General features: G+C 64.2%; 13 protein-coding genes. 11 read left to right on the top strand and 2 right to left on the bottom strand.

Annotated elements, in window-relative coordinates; genetic code table 11:
- Positions 1-28: 28 nt before the first annotated feature.
- On the bottom strand, positions 29-1,762 hold the full coding sequence (oxc, locus tag IVA93_RS24790; RefSeq protein ID WP_247370866.1) for an oxalyl-CoA decarboxylase: 1,734 nt from the start codon (positions 1,760-1,762) through the stop codon (positions 29-31).
- 78 nt (positions 1,763-1,840) lie between these two features.
- Positions 1,841-2,533, bottom strand: a complete 693-nt coding sequence (locus IVA93_RS24785) for a GntR family transcriptional regulator (protein WP_162496371.1) — start codon at positions 2,531-2,533, stop codon at positions 1,841-1,843.
- 345 nt (positions 2,534-2,878) lie between these two features.
- Here IVA93_RS24785 and IVA93_RS24780 point away from each other — a divergent pair, with 345 nt between their 5' ends.
- The 11 genes from IVA93_RS24780 (at position 2,879) to IVA93_RS24730 (ending at position 15,847) form a co-directional block, all read left to right on the top strand.
- Positions 2,879-5,008, top strand: coding sequence for an acetate--CoA ligase family protein (locus IVA93_RS24780; RefSeq protein WP_204510723.1), 2,130 nt, complete (start codon positions 2,879-2,881; stop codon positions 5,006-5,008).
- A 61-nt stretch (positions 5,009-5,069) separates the two neighbouring features.
- Entirely contained in the window at positions 5,070-5,912 is an 843-nt protein-coding gene (locus tag IVA93_RS24775; RefSeq protein ID WP_247371105.1) for an IclR family transcriptional regulator, read from the top strand.
- A 103-nt stretch (positions 5,913-6,015) separates the two neighbouring features.
- Complete coding sequence (locus tag IVA93_RS24770; RefSeq protein ID WP_247789258.1) at positions 6,016-6,984, top strand: Bug family tripartite tricarboxylate transporter substrate binding protein; 969 nt, start codon at positions 6,016-6,018, stop codon at positions 6,982-6,984.
- Positions 6,981-7,466: a tripartite tricarboxylate transporter TctB family protein gene (locus IVA93_RS24765; RefSeq protein WP_247370863.1), complete on the top strand. Its 486-nt coding sequence runs from the start codon at positions 6,981-6,983 to the stop codon at positions 7,464-7,466. Before IVA93_RS24770 ends, IVA93_RS24765 begins: the two co-directional genes overlap by 4 nt.
- Positions 7,466-8,965, top strand: a complete 1,500-nt coding sequence (locus IVA93_RS24760; RefSeq protein WP_018458588.1) for a tripartite tricarboxylate transporter permease — start codon at positions 7,466-7,468, stop codon at positions 8,963-8,965. The genes IVA93_RS24765 and IVA93_RS24760 overlap by 1 nt, the downstream gene beginning before the upstream one ends.
- Positions 8,966-9,017: 52 nt before the next feature.
- On the top strand, positions 9,018-9,818 hold the full coding sequence (locus IVA93_RS24755; RefSeq protein WP_247370860.1) for an NYN domain-containing protein: 801 nt from the start codon (positions 9,018-9,020) through the stop codon (positions 9,816-9,818).
- Between the two features lie 85 nt (positions 9,819-9,903).
- The gene (locus IVA93_RS24750) at positions 9,904-11,706 is read left to right on the top strand and encodes an adenine deaminase C-terminal domain-containing protein (protein WP_247789257.1); all 1,803 of its coding nucleotides are present in this window, start codon (positions 9,904-9,906) and stop codon (positions 11,704-11,706) included.
- A gap of 153 nt (positions 11,707-11,859) precedes the next feature.
- Positions 11,860-13,650: a glyoxylate carboligase gene (gcl, locus tag IVA93_RS24745; RefSeq protein WP_247789256.1), complete on the top strand. Its 1,791-nt coding sequence runs from the start codon at positions 11,860-11,862 to the stop codon at positions 13,648-13,650.
- Positions 13,651-13,662: 12 nt separating this feature from the next.
- Positions 13,663-14,448, top strand: a complete 786-nt coding sequence (gene hyi / locus IVA93_RS24740; RefSeq protein ID WP_085352322.1) for a hydroxypyruvate isomerase — start codon at positions 13,663-13,665, stop codon at positions 14,446-14,448.
- A 12-nt stretch (positions 14,449-14,460) separates the two neighbouring features.
- Positions 14,461-15,348, top strand: coding sequence for a 2-hydroxy-3-oxopropionate reductase (locus tag IVA93_RS24735; protein WP_085352323.1), 888 nt, complete (start codon positions 14,461-14,463; stop codon positions 15,346-15,348).
- A 115-nt stretch (positions 15,349-15,463) separates the two neighbouring features.
- On the top strand, positions 15,464-15,847 hold the full coding sequence (locus tag IVA93_RS24730) for a DUF1236 domain-containing protein (RefSeq protein WP_085352324.1): 384 nt from the start codon (positions 15,464-15,466) through the stop codon (positions 15,845-15,847).
- Positions 15,848-15,854 lie beyond the last annotated feature (7 nt).

Genomic DNA, 15,854 nt, shown 5'->3' with positions numbered 1-15,854 from the left:
CAGGGACCTTGTGGGTTGACGGGGATGCTTACTTCTTCTTCTGCAGAACGCTCTGCGGATTGAGGTTGCCGATGCGGCCGCTCTCGGAACCGGCGGCCGGATCGATCACGGCGTTGATGAGCGTCGGCTTGCCCGAAGCCATGGCCTCGTTGACGGCGCGCTTGAGCTCGTCCGGTGAGGTGGCATTGACGCCGACGCCGCCGAAGGCTTCCATCATCTTGTCGTAGCGGGCGCCCTTGACGAACACCGTCGTCGCCGGATCGGCGTTGGCGCCGTTGACGTCGGTGCCGCGATAGATGCCGTCATTGTTGAAGATGACGACGCAGATCGGCAAATTGTAGCGGCAGATGGTCTCGACCTCCATGCCGGAGAAGCCGAAGGCCGAGTCGCCTTCGACCGCGAGCACGGGATGGCCGGTCTCGAGAGCAGCCGCGATCGCCTGGCCCATGCCAATGCCCATCACGCCCCAGGTGCCGACGTCGAGACGCTTGCGCGGCTTGTACATGTCGATGACGCCGCGGGCGAGGTCGAGCGTGTTGGCGCCCTCGTTGACGAGGATCGCCTCGGGATGATCCTTGATGACGTTCTTCAGCACGCCGAGCGCGCCGTGATAGTCCATCGGCGATTTGTTGTTCATGAGCTTCGGCGCCATCTTGGCGACGTTCTCTTCGCGCTTGGTCGAAATCGCCTTGGTCCATTCGGCAGGCGGGGCGGTCCAGCCCGAAGCCATCGCCTGGTTGAAGGCGGAGACGACCGAGCCGATGTCGCCGACGACGGGCGCGACGATCTCGACGTTGGAGTCCATCTCGCGCGGTTCGATGTCGACCTGGATGAACTTCTTGGGCGCTTCGCCCCAGTTCTTGCCCTTGCCGTGCGAGAGCAGCCAGTTCAGCCGGGCGCCGATCAGCAGGACGACGTCGGATTCCTTCAGCACCGTCGAGCGGGCAGCGCCTGCGCACTGCGGATGGGTGTCTGAGAGGAGACCCTTGGCCATGCTCATCGGCAGGAAGGGGATACCGCTCTTCTCGACGAAGGTTTTGATCTCCTCGTCGGCCTGCGCGTAGGCCGCGCCCTTGCCGAGGATGATGAGAGGGCGCTTTGCGCTCTTCAAAACATCAAGCGCGCGCTTGATCGAAGCGGGCGAGGGGATCTGCGCGGGAGCCGCGTCGATTACCTTGACCAGCGACTTCTGGCCGGCATCGGCGTTCATCACCTGGCCGAACAGCTTTGCCGGCAGGTCGAGATAGACGCCGCCCGGACGGCCGGAGACGGCGGCACGGATGGCACGGGCAAGACCAATGCCGATGTCCTGGGCGTGCAGCACACGGTAGGCTGCCTTGCACAGCGGCTTGGCGATCGCGAGCTGGTCCATCTCTTCATAGTCGCCCTGCTGGAGGTCGACGATCTCGCGCTCGGAGGAGCCCGAGATCAGGATCATCGGGTAGCAGTTGGTGGTGGCGTGGGCGAGCGCGGTGAGACCGTTGAGGAAGCCGGGCGCGGAGACGGTGAGGCAGATGCCGGGCTTCTTGGTGAGGTAGCCGGCGATGCCCGCCGCATAACCGGCGTTCTGCTCGTGGCGGAACGAAATCATGCGAATACCGGCCGCCTGCGCCATGCGGCCCAAATCCGTGATCGGGATGCCCGGCACATTATAGATGGTGTTGATGCCGTTCAGCTTGAGCGCGTCAATGACGAGATGAAAACCATCCGTCAATTCCTGCTCGGTGCCCGGTGCTTCGGACTTGGTCGCGGTATTCAGCATGGGCCTTGTCTCCCTGATCTCAAGATGCCGTTTCAGGCTTTTGGGGGCGATGCCTCGCCCTTTGGTGAACGTTGCCGGCTAGAAGAGTTCCTGACCATGCGCTTCGACGTAAGCGGCAAGGCCAAGGGTGTGATCGCGGGCGCGCTTCTCGGCGAGCTCGGTATCGCGCGCCTCCAGGGCTTCGATCATGCCGAGATGCTCGGGAAGCGACGTCGCGGTGCGGTCCTTGCGTCCGATGGTCAATTGCCGATAGCCACGCACATGCAGCAGCAAGTCGTTGGTGAGATCGACCAGCACCGGTGATTCCGACAGCGAGATCAGCGCCTGGTGGAAGGCGATGTTGGCGCGCGAATATTCCTCGACGTGATCCTCGGGCAGGCGATCCTTGCCAAATTCCTTGAAGTAGTCGCGCAGCGCCGTGATGTCTTTCTTGCGCGCTGTGGCGGTGATGAGGCGAGCCGCCATGCTCTCCAGCGCCGCCCAGGCGCGGATCATGTCGACGATCTCGCTCTTGGTCCTTCGGACCACCATGATGCCGCGGCGAGGAACCGTCTTCACGAAACCGTCTTGCTCTAGCATCGCGATGGCTTCGCGGATCGGCGTGCGGCTCACGCCGAGGCGCTCGGACAACGCGCGCTCGTCGAGCATGACGGGTTCGGGCGTCGAGTAGATGTCCATCTTGAGGATGGCTTCCTTCAAGGCGTCATACGCCTTGTTCTTGAAGCTCGACTCCGGGGCAATACGAACGATTGCGATATCTGCCTCGGCCATGTTCGGCAACGCCTTGGTTGGTTTCCGCAGTGACACGACGAATCTCCTCCAGTGGGAGTCGTCTTTTACAGGATTATTAACGGGAAAGTTTTTGGCATACCAAATACCAGAATGTCAAGCTGCCTATTTTTTGCAGCGTTCTAGGGTGCGCTGCAGCTTGACAAGTTGGCTTCTGGCATACCAAATGCCATCGCCAGCCATTTTTGATCCAAGCCGGCGGAGTAATCTCGGCTTTATGCCACTCCGTTCCGCGACATGGAACAGAGCGCGCGAATGGAAAGCATCACGGGCAGCCGCAACGCGCGCGCTTAGAGAACGCAAGAACCAAGGTCAAGGGAGAGCCACATGTCCAATTCCAAAGATGCCGTCCGCAAGGTGCTTGACCAGGTCAAGGCGGACAAGCGCACCAGCCTGACCGCGCCGGAAGGCAAGCTGGTCTGCGACGCCTACGGCATTGCGGTGCCGAAGGAGGGGGTGGCGAAGTCGGCCGGCGAGGCCGGCAAGATGGCCGCCTCGATGGGCTTCCCGGTGGTGATGAAGATCGTCTCGCCGGACATTCTTCACAAGACCGAAGCCGGCGGCGTCATCGTTGGCCTCAAATCGGCAGAAGACGCCGAGAAGGCCTACGAGACCATTCTCGGCAACGCCAGGAAGTACAAGTCTGATGCCAAGATCGAGGGTGTCCAGGTGCAGCAGATGCTGGCCGGCGGCACCGAAGTGATCGTCGGGTCGATCACCGACGCCTCGTTCGGCAAGCTGGTTGCCTTCGGTCTCGGCGGCGTGCTGGTCGAAGTTCTGAAGGACATAACCTTCCGCCTCGCGCCCGCGACCAAGCAAGATGCGCTGTCGATGCTCGACGGCATCCAGGCGCATGAAATTTTGAAGGGCGTTCGCGGCGGCGAGCCGGTGAACCGCACGGCGCTCGCCGATGTCATCGTCAAGGTCTCGCAGCTCGTCACCGATTTCCCCGAGATCGTCGAGCTCGATCTCAACCCGGTGTTCGCGACGGCCAAGGACGCGATCGCGGCCGACGTCCGCATCGTCGTCGACTTCGCTTACGTGCCCAAGCCGAAGCCGCGCCCGACCGAAGAGATCGTCGCGGCCATGAGCCGCATCATGCAGCCGAAGGCGGTTGCCGTGGTCGGCGCTTCGGCCGAAGACGGCAAGATCGGCAATTCCGTGATGAAAAACCTCATCAACGGCGGCTACAAGGGCGACATCTACCCGATCCATCCCAAGGCCGCCGAGATCCTCGGCTACAAAGCCTATAAGAGCGTCAAGGACGTGCCGGGCGTGATCGACACGGCGGTGTTCGCGATCCCCGCGAAGTTCGTGGCCGCGGCGCTCACCGAATGCGGCGAGAAGAAAATTCCCGGCGCGGTTCTGATCCCGTCGGGCTTCGCGGAAGCCGGCGCGCCGGAACTCCAGGCCGAGATCGTCGAAGTCGGCAAGAAGTACGACATCCGCCTGATGGGACCGAACATCTACGGCTTCTATTATACGCCTGCCAATCTCTGCGCGACCTTCTGCACCGCCTATGATGTCAAGGGCCACGCGGCACTGTCTTCGCAATCGGGCGGCATCGGCATGGCCATCATCGGCTTCTCCCGTTCGGCCAAGATGGGCGTGTCGGCGATCGTCGGCCTCGGCAACAAGTCCGACATCGACGAGGACGATCTGCTCGCCTTCTTCGAGCAGGATCCGAACACGAACCTGATCGCGCAGCACTGCGAAGACCTCAAGGACGGCCGCGCCTTTGCGGAAGCCGCAAAACGCGTCTCCAAGAAAAAACCGGTCATCGTGCTCAAGGCCGGCCGCACCTCCGCCGGTGCCAAGGCGGCCTCGTCGCACACCGGCGCGCTCGCCGGGAACGACAAGATCTACGAGGATGTCCTGGCCCAGTCCGGCGTGATCCGCGCCCGTAGCTTGCGGCAGCTGCTCGAATTCGCGCGGGGCGTGCCGGTGCTGCCGACGCCGAAGGGCGAGAACGTGCTGATCATTACCGGTGCAGGCGGTTCGGGCGTGCTGTTGTCGGACTCCTGCGTCGACAACGGCTTGTCGCTGATGTCGATGCCGCCGGATCTGGATGCGGCCTTCCGCAAGTTCATCCCGCCGTTTGGCGCGGCCGGAAATCCGGTGGACATCACTGGCGGTGAGCCGCCGATCACCTACGTCAACACCGTAAAGCTCGGCCTGACGGACGAGCGCATCCACTCGCTGATCCTCGGCTACTGGCACACCATCGTCACGCCGCCGATGGTGTTCGCCCGCAACATGGTCGAGGTGAAGAAGGAGATGGAGGCCAAGGGCTTCGTGAAGCCGATCGTCGCCTCGCTCGCCGGCGACGTCGAGGTTGAGGAAGCCGCCGAATATCTCTACCAGAACGGCATTCCGGCCTATGCCTACTCGACCGAACTGCCGGTCGAGGTCCTCGGTGCCAAGTACAAATGGGCGCGCGGAGCAGGGCTGCTCTGAGCCGACGATGCCGCTTCACCTCTCCCCGCGCGCGGGGAGAGGTGAGAACAGTCAGGTCGCGATGGGCAGGAACGTGATCCGGCGCAAATCGATCGAGCCCCGATCGCCATCGGCGGCCGATCACGACGCGCGCGACGGCGGCGTGCAGTCCGTCGATCGCGCGCTGTCGATCCTCGAGACATTGTCCGAAGACGACGAAGGCTATCGCCTCAGCGATCTCGCCGTCCGCACCGGGCTCTCGGCCTCGACCGTGCATCGCCTGCTGGCGACGCTGGAAAGCCGCCGCTTCGTGCAGTTCGACCGCGCCGAATCCAAATGGCATGTCGGCGTGCGCAGCTTCACGGTGGGCGCGAGCTTTGCGCGGCGGCGCAATTTCAGTGCCCAGGCCATTCCTTACTTGCGCAAGCTGCGTGATCTTACCCGCGAGACCGCCAATCTCGCCGTGGTCGACGACGAGTTCATCATCGTGCTGACCCGGATGGAGAGCCGCGAGATCATGCGCTCGCTGACCCAAGTCGGCGGCCGCGTTCCGATGGTGACCTCCGGCGTCGGCAAGGCAGTGCTCGCGACCTATTCCGACGAGGACGTCGGCGCCGTCATCCGCCATCACGGCATGCCACGCCTGACCGAGAAGTCGATCGTGCGGCCGAGCGACCTGTTCAAGGAGCTCGAAAAGATCCGCAAGCAAGGCTACGCGCTGGATGATGAAGAGGCCTGCATGGGCCTGCGCTGCGTTGCCGCGGTGGTCTACAACGCCTGCGCCGAGCCGCTCGCGGCGATTTCGGTGTCCGGCATGACCAGCCGGCTGACCGATCAGCGGTTACCGGAAATCGGGCAAATCGTCCGTAATGTTGCTGCCGAACTGACGGCCGCGCTCGGCGGGGCAGTTCCGACGCCCCGCTAATCGGAAACCGGGGGTATGTCACTGGACAGTGTCGGCCGTTTTGGCTGATATGCGACCAAACGACACGATGCGGCAAACGTCCGCATGAGCCCGGAGACGTCCCATGTTTCAACTTCCCGCGCGCCTCGTCGGCGCAGCCGTCGCGCTGACCCTTGCGGCAGCCACGCCGGCCTTTGCCCAGCAGCTCGAGCTCAAGCTGATGGCACCTGCGGCGCCGGGCGGTGGTTGGGACCAGACCGCGCGCTCGATGCAGCAGGCGCTGGTCGCTGCCGGCGTCGCACGCAGCGTGCAGGTCACCAACGTTCCCGGCGCAGGCGGCAGTGTCGGCATCGCGCAGTTCGTCAACGGCGCCAAGGGCGACGGCAACCAGCTGATGGTCAACGGCTTCGTCATGGTGGGCGCGCTCGCCATGAACAAATCACCCGTCACGCTCGAGCAGGTGACGCCGATCGCGCGCCTCACCGAGGAAATCCAGGTGATCGTGGTGCCGGCCAATTCGCCGATCAAGACCGCGCAGGATCTGGCCGCCGCGGTGAAGGCCGACATCGCCAAGGTGACCTTCGCCGGCGGCTCGGCCGGCGGCGTCGATCACGTGATGGCGGCATTGTTCGCTGGTGCCGTCGGCGCCGACGCGAAGAAGATCAACTACATCCCGTTCTCGGGCGGCGGCGAGTCGCTCGCCGCCATTCTCGGCGCGAAGGTCACTGCCGGCATTTCCGGCCTCAGCGAATATGATGGGCAGATCAAGTCGGGCAAGCTGCGCGCGATCGGCGTGACCTCGGAGAAGCGCATTCCAGGCAGCGACATCCCGACCTTCAAGGAGCAGGGCATCGACCTCGTGATCGCCAACTGGCGCTCGGTGGTCGCGCCTCCCGGAATCACGCCGGAGCAGCGCAAGACGCTGAGCGACGCGGTCGAGAAGATGGTGAAGTCGGACGCCTGGAAAGACATCCTCAAGCAGAAGGGCTGGGAGGATGCCTATCTCGGCGGTGACGCCTTCGCCGATTTCCTGAAGAAAGAAACGGTGCCTGTGACGGACGTGCTGAGATCAGTCGGCCTGGTCAAGTCATGACCACAGGCGATCCCGTCCAGCCACCGCGGCGCATCGATCGCGCCAGCGTCGTCATCGCCGCGCTGCTCGCAGGTCTTGCCGCGGTGCTGGTCTGGGATGCGCACGGCCTGCAATCGACCGCGATGTACGGGATGGGGCCGGAAGCCATGCCGGTCGTGATCGCCTCCGGCCTCGCGCTGCTCGCGATCGGCAATCTCGTTGACGCGCTGCGCGGCGGTCTGCCAGCGCGCGAGAGCGCAGATCCCGTGCCTGTGGTCTTGATCCTCGCCGGCCTTGCGCTGCTGATTGGCATCATCGGCTTCGGCGGCGGGTTCATCCTGGCGACGTCGGCGCTGTTCGTCACGACCTCGGCGGCATTTGGGCGCCGGGCTGTCCTCGTCGATTCCGCCATCGCCCTCGTGATGTCGACCCTCATTTACCTCGCGTTCGACCGCCTGTTGACGTTGAGCCTTCCGGCCGGCCCCCTGGAGCGACTGCTGTGATGGAAACTTTCGCGGCGCTGGCCCACGGCATGGCGGTCGCCGTCCAGCCGATGAATCTCCTCTACGCCCTGATCGGCGTGTTCCTTGGCACGGCCGTGGGCGTGCTGCCCGGCATCGGCCCGGCGTTGACGGTCGCGCTGCTGCTGCCGGTGACGTACAAGCTCGATCCCGGCGGTTCGCTGATCATGTTTGCCGGCATCTATTACGGCGGCATGTATGGCGGATCGACTACGGCCATCTTGATCAACACGCCCGGCGAGAGCGCCTCGATGGCGACGGCGCTCGAAGGCAACAAGATGGCCAAGGCCGGCCGCGGCGGGCCGGCGCTCGCGACCTCCGCGATCGGCTCCTTCGTCGCCGGCACCATCGCAACCATCGGGCTTGCCTTTCTCGCGCCGTGGTTGGTCGATTTCGCCGTGCGCTTTGGCCCGGAGGATTATTTCGCGCTGATGTGCGTCGCCTTCGTCACGGTGTCGGCGACGTTCGGCGATTCCCCGATCCGCGGCCTGACCAGCCTGTTTATTGGTCTGACATTAGGTCTCGTCGGTATAGACAAGCTGACCGGTCAGGCGCGGCTTGCGTTCGGGGTGCCCGAGCTGCTCGACGGCGTCGAGGTGACGACGCTCGCGGTCGGCCTGTTCGCGGTGGGCGAGGCGCTCTACGTCGCATCGCGCCGCCACCACACCGAAGAGAAGCTCGAGCCGGTGCGCGGCTCGCTGTGGATGACCAAGGAAGACTGGAAGCGATCGTGGAAGCCGTGGCTGCGCGGCACCATGTTCGGCTTCCCAATCGGTGCGCTGCCTGCCGGCGGCGCGGAGATCCCGACTTTCCTGTCCTATTCCTGCGAGAAGCGACTGACCAAATACCCCGAAGAATTCGGCAAGGGCGCGATCGAAGGTGTCGCAGGACCGGAGGCCGCCAACAACGCTTCGGCTGCCGGCACGCTGGTGCCGCTCTTGACGTTGGGATTGCCGACCTCGGCGACGGCCGCGATGATGCTGGCGGGCTTCCAGCAATACGGCCTCAACCCGGGGCCGCTGCTGTTCGCTGAGCGGCCCGACCTCGTGTGGGGCCTGATCGCGAGCCTGTTCATCGCCAATTGCATGCTGCTGGTGCTCAATCTGCCGCTGGTTGGCCTATGGGTGCGGCTGCTGGCGATCCCGCAGCCGTGGCTCTATGCCGGCATCCTCGTGTTCGCGACCATGGGCACCATCGCCGCAAAGCCGTCGGTGGTCGAACTGTCGATGCTGGCCGGCTTCGGCGTGCTCGGCTTTCTGATGCGGCGGTTCGATTTTCCGATCGCGCCCGTCGTGGTCGGCCTGATTCTCGGCCCGATCGCCGAGAGCCAGCTGCGTCGCGCGCTCGCGATCAGTCTCGGCGATCCCATGACGTTGCTCCAGAGCCCGATCTCGGCGACGCTGCTTGCGCTGGCGTTCATCGCCCTGCTGGCACCCTTCGTGCTGAAAGGGATGGGACGCTTCAAGGCGAACGAGGACTAGCCATTCCGCCGCGAGCGTCTTCTAATGTTACGTTCATCTCGTAGGAAAAGTCATGCCGTCAGAGCTCCGTTCGCCCCGTCTCGCTGTCTTGATCGATGCAGACAATGCTTCGGCAAAGATCGCCGATGGGCTGTTCGAGGAGATTGCCAAGATCGGCGAGGCCAGCGTTCGCCGCATCTACGGCGACTTCTCCAATGCCAGGTCGAGGGGCTGGGCCGACATCCTGTCCAAACACGCCATCATCCCGCAGCAGCAGTTCGCCTATACGACGGGGAAGAATGCCTCCGACATCACGCTGGTCATCGACGCAATGGACCTGCTTCACAGCGGCCGGTTCGATAGCTTTTGTCTGGTGTCGTCGGACAGCGATTTCACCCGTCTGGCCGCCCGCATCCGGGAGCAGGGCATCGACGTCTTTGGGTTCGGCGAACAGAAGACGCCGGAGAGCTTCCGGCAGGCCTGTCGAAGGTTCGTCTACACGGAGAACTTGCTTGCCGCCCCAGCGAACACCCAGGACGCCGCCTCGAGATCGACGTCGCTTCAGCCGCTCGATGCCGCAACCCCCATCATCAAGAAGGTCATCACCCAGATGGAGAGCGAGGACGGCTGGGTGACGCTCGGGGAAGTTGGCCGCCAGCTCGCCAATCTCGCGTCCGATTTCGATCCGCGAACGTTCGGCTTCCGCAAGCTGAGTGACCTCGTGCGCAAGACGAATGCGTTCGAGATTGACGAGCAGAACGGGAGGTCGATGCGGATTCGGGTCAAGCCCGCTGCCGCACCGGCCCCGCGACGACGGAACTCGCGCAGACCTGCGAGGCCAGCGGCGGCAGGCGCTTCTCCGCCTAAAGCGTAAGCAGAGCCTGCCGTTATATTTGCGCTTGCCCGGTCGGGCGCAGGGCGTAACCATCGCAGGGCCATAACGCCACGCGAGGGTTCTGATGACCAGACTTACCCGCTTCGCCGTCGCACCGCTGCATTCGATGACCCGGCGTCTCGCCGATGTGGCCTCGGCGCGTGTCGCGCCGGATCTCGTCGTCACCGGCGCGCGGGTGCTCTCGACCTATTCGGAGCGCATCCATGCGAACCGCGAAATCTGGATCACCGGCGGCCGCATTGCTGCGATGAAGCCGGCCGGCGCTGCGAAGAATGTCTTCGGCGACGTGCCGGTTTACGACGCGGCGGGCGGCATCATCGCGCCGGGGCTGGTCGATCCGCACATCCACATCGAATCCTCGATGGTGACGGCCTGCGCCTATGCCGAGGCCGCCCTGCTCAACGGCACCACCACAATCTTCTGCGACAGCGACGAGATCGGCAACGTCATGGACGTCGTCGGCGTCGAGGCGATGCTGGAGGACGCACGCGAGGCTCCGCTCTCGATCTTCCTGACGGTGCCCTCGACGGTTCCTGCGACTTCGGCCGCACTGGAGACTGCGGGCGGCGATCTGACGCCCGACAAGATCGCCGGCCTGTTCGACCGTTGGCCGGAAGCCGTCGGGCTCGGCGAGAAGATGGATTTCGTGCCTGTCACCATGGGCGATGAGCGAAGCCACGCCATCCTCGCTGCCGCCCTGAAGCGCGGCCGGCCGGTGTCCGGCCATATCTATGGCCGCGACTTCGTTGCGGCCTATGCGGCGAGCGGCATCACCGACACCCATGAGGCGATCGACCGCGACATCGCCGACGATCTGCTCGATGCCGGGGTCTGGGTGTTCCTGCGCGGGGGACCGCCGACCACGCCCCGGCACTCGCTGCCGCAGGCGATCCGGACCATCACCGAGCTCGGCGCCTCGCACAAGCGCACGGCCGTGTGCACCGACGATCGCGACGCCGACGATCTCCTGCTGTTCGGTCTCGACTGGGTGGTGCGCGAAGCCGTGAAAGCAGGGATGTCGCCGGAGCAGGCCTGGTCGATGGGCTCGCTGCATCGCGCGACGCGCTTCAACATGGACAGCGATATCGGCGGGCTCGGCGGCGGGCGCCGCGCCGATCTGGTGCTGATGGACGACAATCTGAAGCCGCAATGCACTTGGTACGGCGGCGAGCTGGTGGTCGAGAACCGCAAGATCACGCCGAAGCTCGATCAGGCATTGTCGCAGCGATATCAATACCCGCAGGCGGCCTATGCGACCGTGAAGCTGCCCGAGAAGGTCAAGCTAATACCGGAACTGCCGGTGAAGGCCTGCACCGTCAACGCCATCAAGACCGCGTTGCCCGGCATCACGCTGATCCATGAGAAGATCGCGATCGAGCCCGCAAAGGACTGGCCGACGCTGTTTGCGCGCTACGGCCTGTGCTTTGTCACGGTGGTCGAGCGTCACGGTAAATCCGCCGGCAACGTCGCCTACGGCCTTCTGAAGGACTTTGGCCTGAAGCGGGGCGCGGTCGCCTCCAGCGTCGGGCACGATAGCCACAACATCATCGTTGCCGGCACCAACGAGGCCGACATGCAGGTAGCGATCTCGGCCATCAAGGAGCATCAGGGCGCCGTCTGCGTCGTCGCTGACGGCAAGGTGAAGGCGCTGGTGCCGCTGCCGATCGCTGGGCTCTTGTCCGACAAGCGCGTCACGGAGGTGGCGGAAGAGGTCAAGGCGCTGAAGAAGGAATGGGCGGAGGCCGGCTGCACCATCCCCTACATGGGTTTCAATCTGATTCCGCTATCGGTCATTCCGGAAATTCGTATCACCGACAAGGGCCTCGTGCTCGTGCCGCAGATGCAGCTGGCGCCGCTGTTCGAGTGATCGCTTTCACGGATATCTCGATCTAACCGATTGAGACCGCCACGTTTTTTCCGCGGCTGCCGCATCGTGGAAAATAAAATCGATCTCGTTGAGTGAAGCCCTCGCGGGCCCGATGATCTCGCTCGAGCCAATGCAACTCAAGCGAGGTCCGATATGGCGAAGATGCGAGCCATCGATGCTGCCGTGCGAATTCTGGAGAAGGAGGGCATCTCGACTGCCTTCGGCGTTCCCGGGGCCGCGATCAATCCGCTTTACTCGGCGCTGAAGAAGCGCGGCTCGATCCGCCATATCCTGGCGCGCCATGTCGAGGGTGCCTCGCACATGGCCGAGGGCTATACGCGGGCCAAGGCCGGCAATATCGGCGTCTGCATCGGCACCTCGGGGCCGGCCGGGACCGACATGATCACCGGGCTCTATTCCGCGATCGCTGATTCCATCCCGATCCTCTGCATCACCGGGCAGGCGCCGCGCGCGCGGCTCTACAAGGAGGATTTCCAGGCCGTCGACATCGAGTCGATCGCAAAGCCCGTGACCAAATGGGCGGTGACGGTGCGCGAGCCGGCGCTGGTGCCCCGCGTGTTCAGCCAGGCGTTTCACGTGACGCGCTCGGGAAGGCCCGGCCCGGTGCTGATCGACATGCCGCTCGACGTGCAGCTCGCCGAGATCGAGTTCGACGACGAGACCTATGAGCCATTGCCGGTCTACAAGCCGACCGCGACCCGCAAGCAGGTCGAGAAGGCGCTGGAGATGCTCAATGCGGCCGAACGGCCGCTGATCGTCGCGGGCGGCGGCGTGATCAATGCCGACGCCTCGGATCTGCTGGTGGAATTCGCCGAGATTGCCAACGTGCCGGTCGTGCCGACGCTGATGGGCTGGGGGGCCATCCCCGACGACCACGTGCTGATGGCCGGCATGGTCGGTCTTCAGACCAGTCACCGTTACGGCAATGCCACCATGCTCGAATCCGATTTCGTGCTCGGCATCGGCAATCGCTGGGCCAACCGCCACACCGGCTCGGTCGAGACCTACACCAAGGGGCGCACCTTCGTGCATGTCGACATCGAGCCGACGCAGATCGGGCGCGTGTTCAATCCCGATCTCGGCATCGTCTCGGACGCGAAGGCCGCTCTCGAACTCTTCGTCACCGTCGCCAGGGAGTGGCGCCGGTCCGGCAGGTTGCGCGAGCGCCAGGCGTGGCCCGCTGCCTGCCGCGACCGGAAGAAGACAATGTTGCGCAAGAGCCATTTCGATAACGTCCCGATCAAGCCCCAGCGCGTCTACGAGGAGATGACCAAGGCGTTTGGCCGTGACACCTGCTACGTCTCCGTGATCGGCCTGTCGCAGATCGCCGGCGCGCAGTTCCTGGGCGTCTACAAGCCGCGCAACTGGATCAATGCCGGGCAGGCGGGCCCGCTCGGCTGGACGCTACCCGCGGCGCTCGGCGTGCGCGCGGCGTGTCCGGATCGTGATATCGTCGCGCTCTCAGGCGACTACGATTTCCAATTCCTGATCGAGGAGCTCGCAGTTGGGGCGCAATTCAATCTGCCCTACATCCACGTCGTCGTGAACAATTCCTATCTCGGCCTGATCCGCCAAGCCCAGCGCGGCTTCGACATGGACTATCACGTCCAGCTCTCGTTCGAGAACATCAACGCGCCTGAGCTCGGCGGCTACGGTGTCGATCACGTCGCTGTCGCCGAAGGGCTCGGCTGCAAGGCGATCCGCGTCACCGACCCGAAGGACTCGCAGGCGGCGTTCGCGACCGCGCGCGAATGGATGGCCAAGCATCGCGTGCCCGTGATGGTCGAGTTCATCCTCGAACGCGTCACCAACATCGCGATGGGCACGGAAATCGACAACATCGTCGAATTCGAGGAGGTGCTGGATCTGCCGCTCGACGAGGTCGCGACCGCGCGGCCCGGCGTGCTGCAGCCGGCGGAATAGGGAGATAGCATCATGCCGAAATTCGCCGCCAACCTCACCATGCTCTTCAACGAAATGCCGTTCGTGGACCGCTTCGCAGCGGCCAAAGCAGCGGGCTTCGGCGGGGTCGAGTACCTCTTCCCCTACGAATTCGACAAGGCGCAGCTGCGCGAGCAACTCGACGGCCATGGGCTGACGCAGGTGCTGCACAATCTGCCGGCCGGCAATTGGGCGGCGGGCGAGCGCGGCATCGCGATCCTGCCTGATCGTATCAGCGAGTTCAGGGACGGTGTGTTTCGCGCCATCGACTATGCCAAGGCGCTCGATTGCGAGCAGCTCAACTGTCTCGTCGGCATCGCGCCTGCGGATGCCGATCCGCGTGAGCTCAACGAAACGCTGGTTGGGAATCTGCGCTTTGCGGCGTCGACGCTGGCGCGGGAAAACATCAAGCTGCTGATCGAGCCGATCAACACGCTCGACATGCCCGGCTTCTTTCTGAACGGCACCGAGCAGGCCGTGCAGCTGATCTCCGAGGTGCGCTCGAACAATCTGTTCGTCCAGTACGACATCTACCACATGCAGATCATGGAGGGCGACCTCGCCCGTACTATGCAGGAATACCTGCCGCAGATCGCGCACATCCAGCTCGCCGACAACCCCGGCCGTCACGAGCCTGGCACCGGCGAGATCAACTATCCCTTCCTGTTCCGCCATCTCGACGCGATCGGTTACCGCGGCTGGGTCGGCTGCGAATACAAGCCGCGCACCACGACGCTGGAAGGCCTGTCCTGGCACGCGGCGCAGACGTTCGAGACCTGAGGAAACGTTGACATGATCGACATCGGCTTTATCGGACTTGGCACCATGGGACGGCCGATGGCCGGCCATCTTCTGACCGCAGGCCATCGCGTTCTCCTGCACGATGTCGGGCCGGTCGCGCCCGAGCTGATCGCGGCCGGCGGCGTTGGCTGCAAGTCAAGCAAGGAGGTCGCGGAGGAGGCGGATGCGGTCATCATCATGGTGCCGGATACGCCGCATGTGGAGGCCGTGCTGTTCGGCAAGGACGGCGTCGCGGGCGGCATTTCCAAGGGGAAGATCGTGGTCGACATGAGCTCAATCTCGCCGCTGGCGACCAAGGAGTTTGCGAAGAAGATCGAGGCGCTCGGCGCGGATTATCTCGACGCACCGGTGTCAGGCGGGGAGGTCGGTGCCAAGGCGGCAAGCCTCACCATCATGGTGGGTGGCCCCGAGCGCGCTTTCAACACCATGAAGCCGATCTTCGACCGGATGGGGAAGAACGTCACCCGGGTCGGCGCCAATGGCGACGGCCAGACGACGAAGGTCGCCAACCAGATCATCGTCGCGTTGACGATCGAGGCGGTCAGCGAAGCGCTGCTGTTCGCGTCGAAAGCCGGTGCGGATCCGGCGCTGGTGCGGCAGGCCCTGATGGGCGGCTTTGCGTCGTCCCGGATTCTCGAAGTGCATGGCGAGCGCATGGTGAAGCGCAATTTCGATCCCGGCTTCCGCATCGAGCTGCATCAGAAGGATCTCAACCTCGCGCTTGAAGGCGCCCGCGCGCTCGGCCTGTCACTGCCAAGCACGGCAGTGGCGCAGCAATTGTTCTCGTCTTGCACCGCACATGGCGGCAAGGGTTGGGATCACTCGGCAATGGTGCGTGCGCTGGAACTGATGGCGCGGCACGAGATCGCCGCAGCCTGAACTGTTACTAGGTAACAGTCTCCACTTGTAGTTCTGCCTAGATCCGGCGGGGAACCGGAACAATGATCCGGCCCCGCGGTTGAAGGCGCACAACAATCACTGGAGACATAAGCACATGAAGACCCGTCTTGCGATTACGTTCGCTGCCGCGTCGCTGCTGGCGTCGAGTGCAGCCTTTGCCCAGTCGACGACCGAACAGGGCGCCAGGGACGGCGCTCGCGCGGGCGGCGACGTCGGCGGCCCGGTCGGAGCGATGGTCGGTGGTACCGTCGGTGCGGCGGTCGGCGCTGGTCTGGAAATCCCGAATGCGATCCTCGGCGGAATTCCGCGCGATGATTCCGTCGTGGTCCACGAGCGCGTCGTGGTCGGCGAGCCACTGCCGCCGACCGTGGTGCTGCGGCCCGTGCCGAACTACACCGAATATCGCTATGCGGTCGTGAACGATCGCCGCGTGATCGTGGAGCCGCGCACGCGCCGCGTCGTTAAGATCATCGACTGATCGACCG

This window comes from Bradyrhizobium sp. 155 (assembly GCF_023101105.1).
Lineage (GTDB): Bacteria > Pseudomonadota > Alphaproteobacteria > Rhizobiales > Xanthobacteraceae > Bradyrhizobium > Bradyrhizobium canariense_D.
Note: the sequence above shows the minus strand (reverse complement) of the source record. Positions and strands in the feature narration are given on the sequence as shown.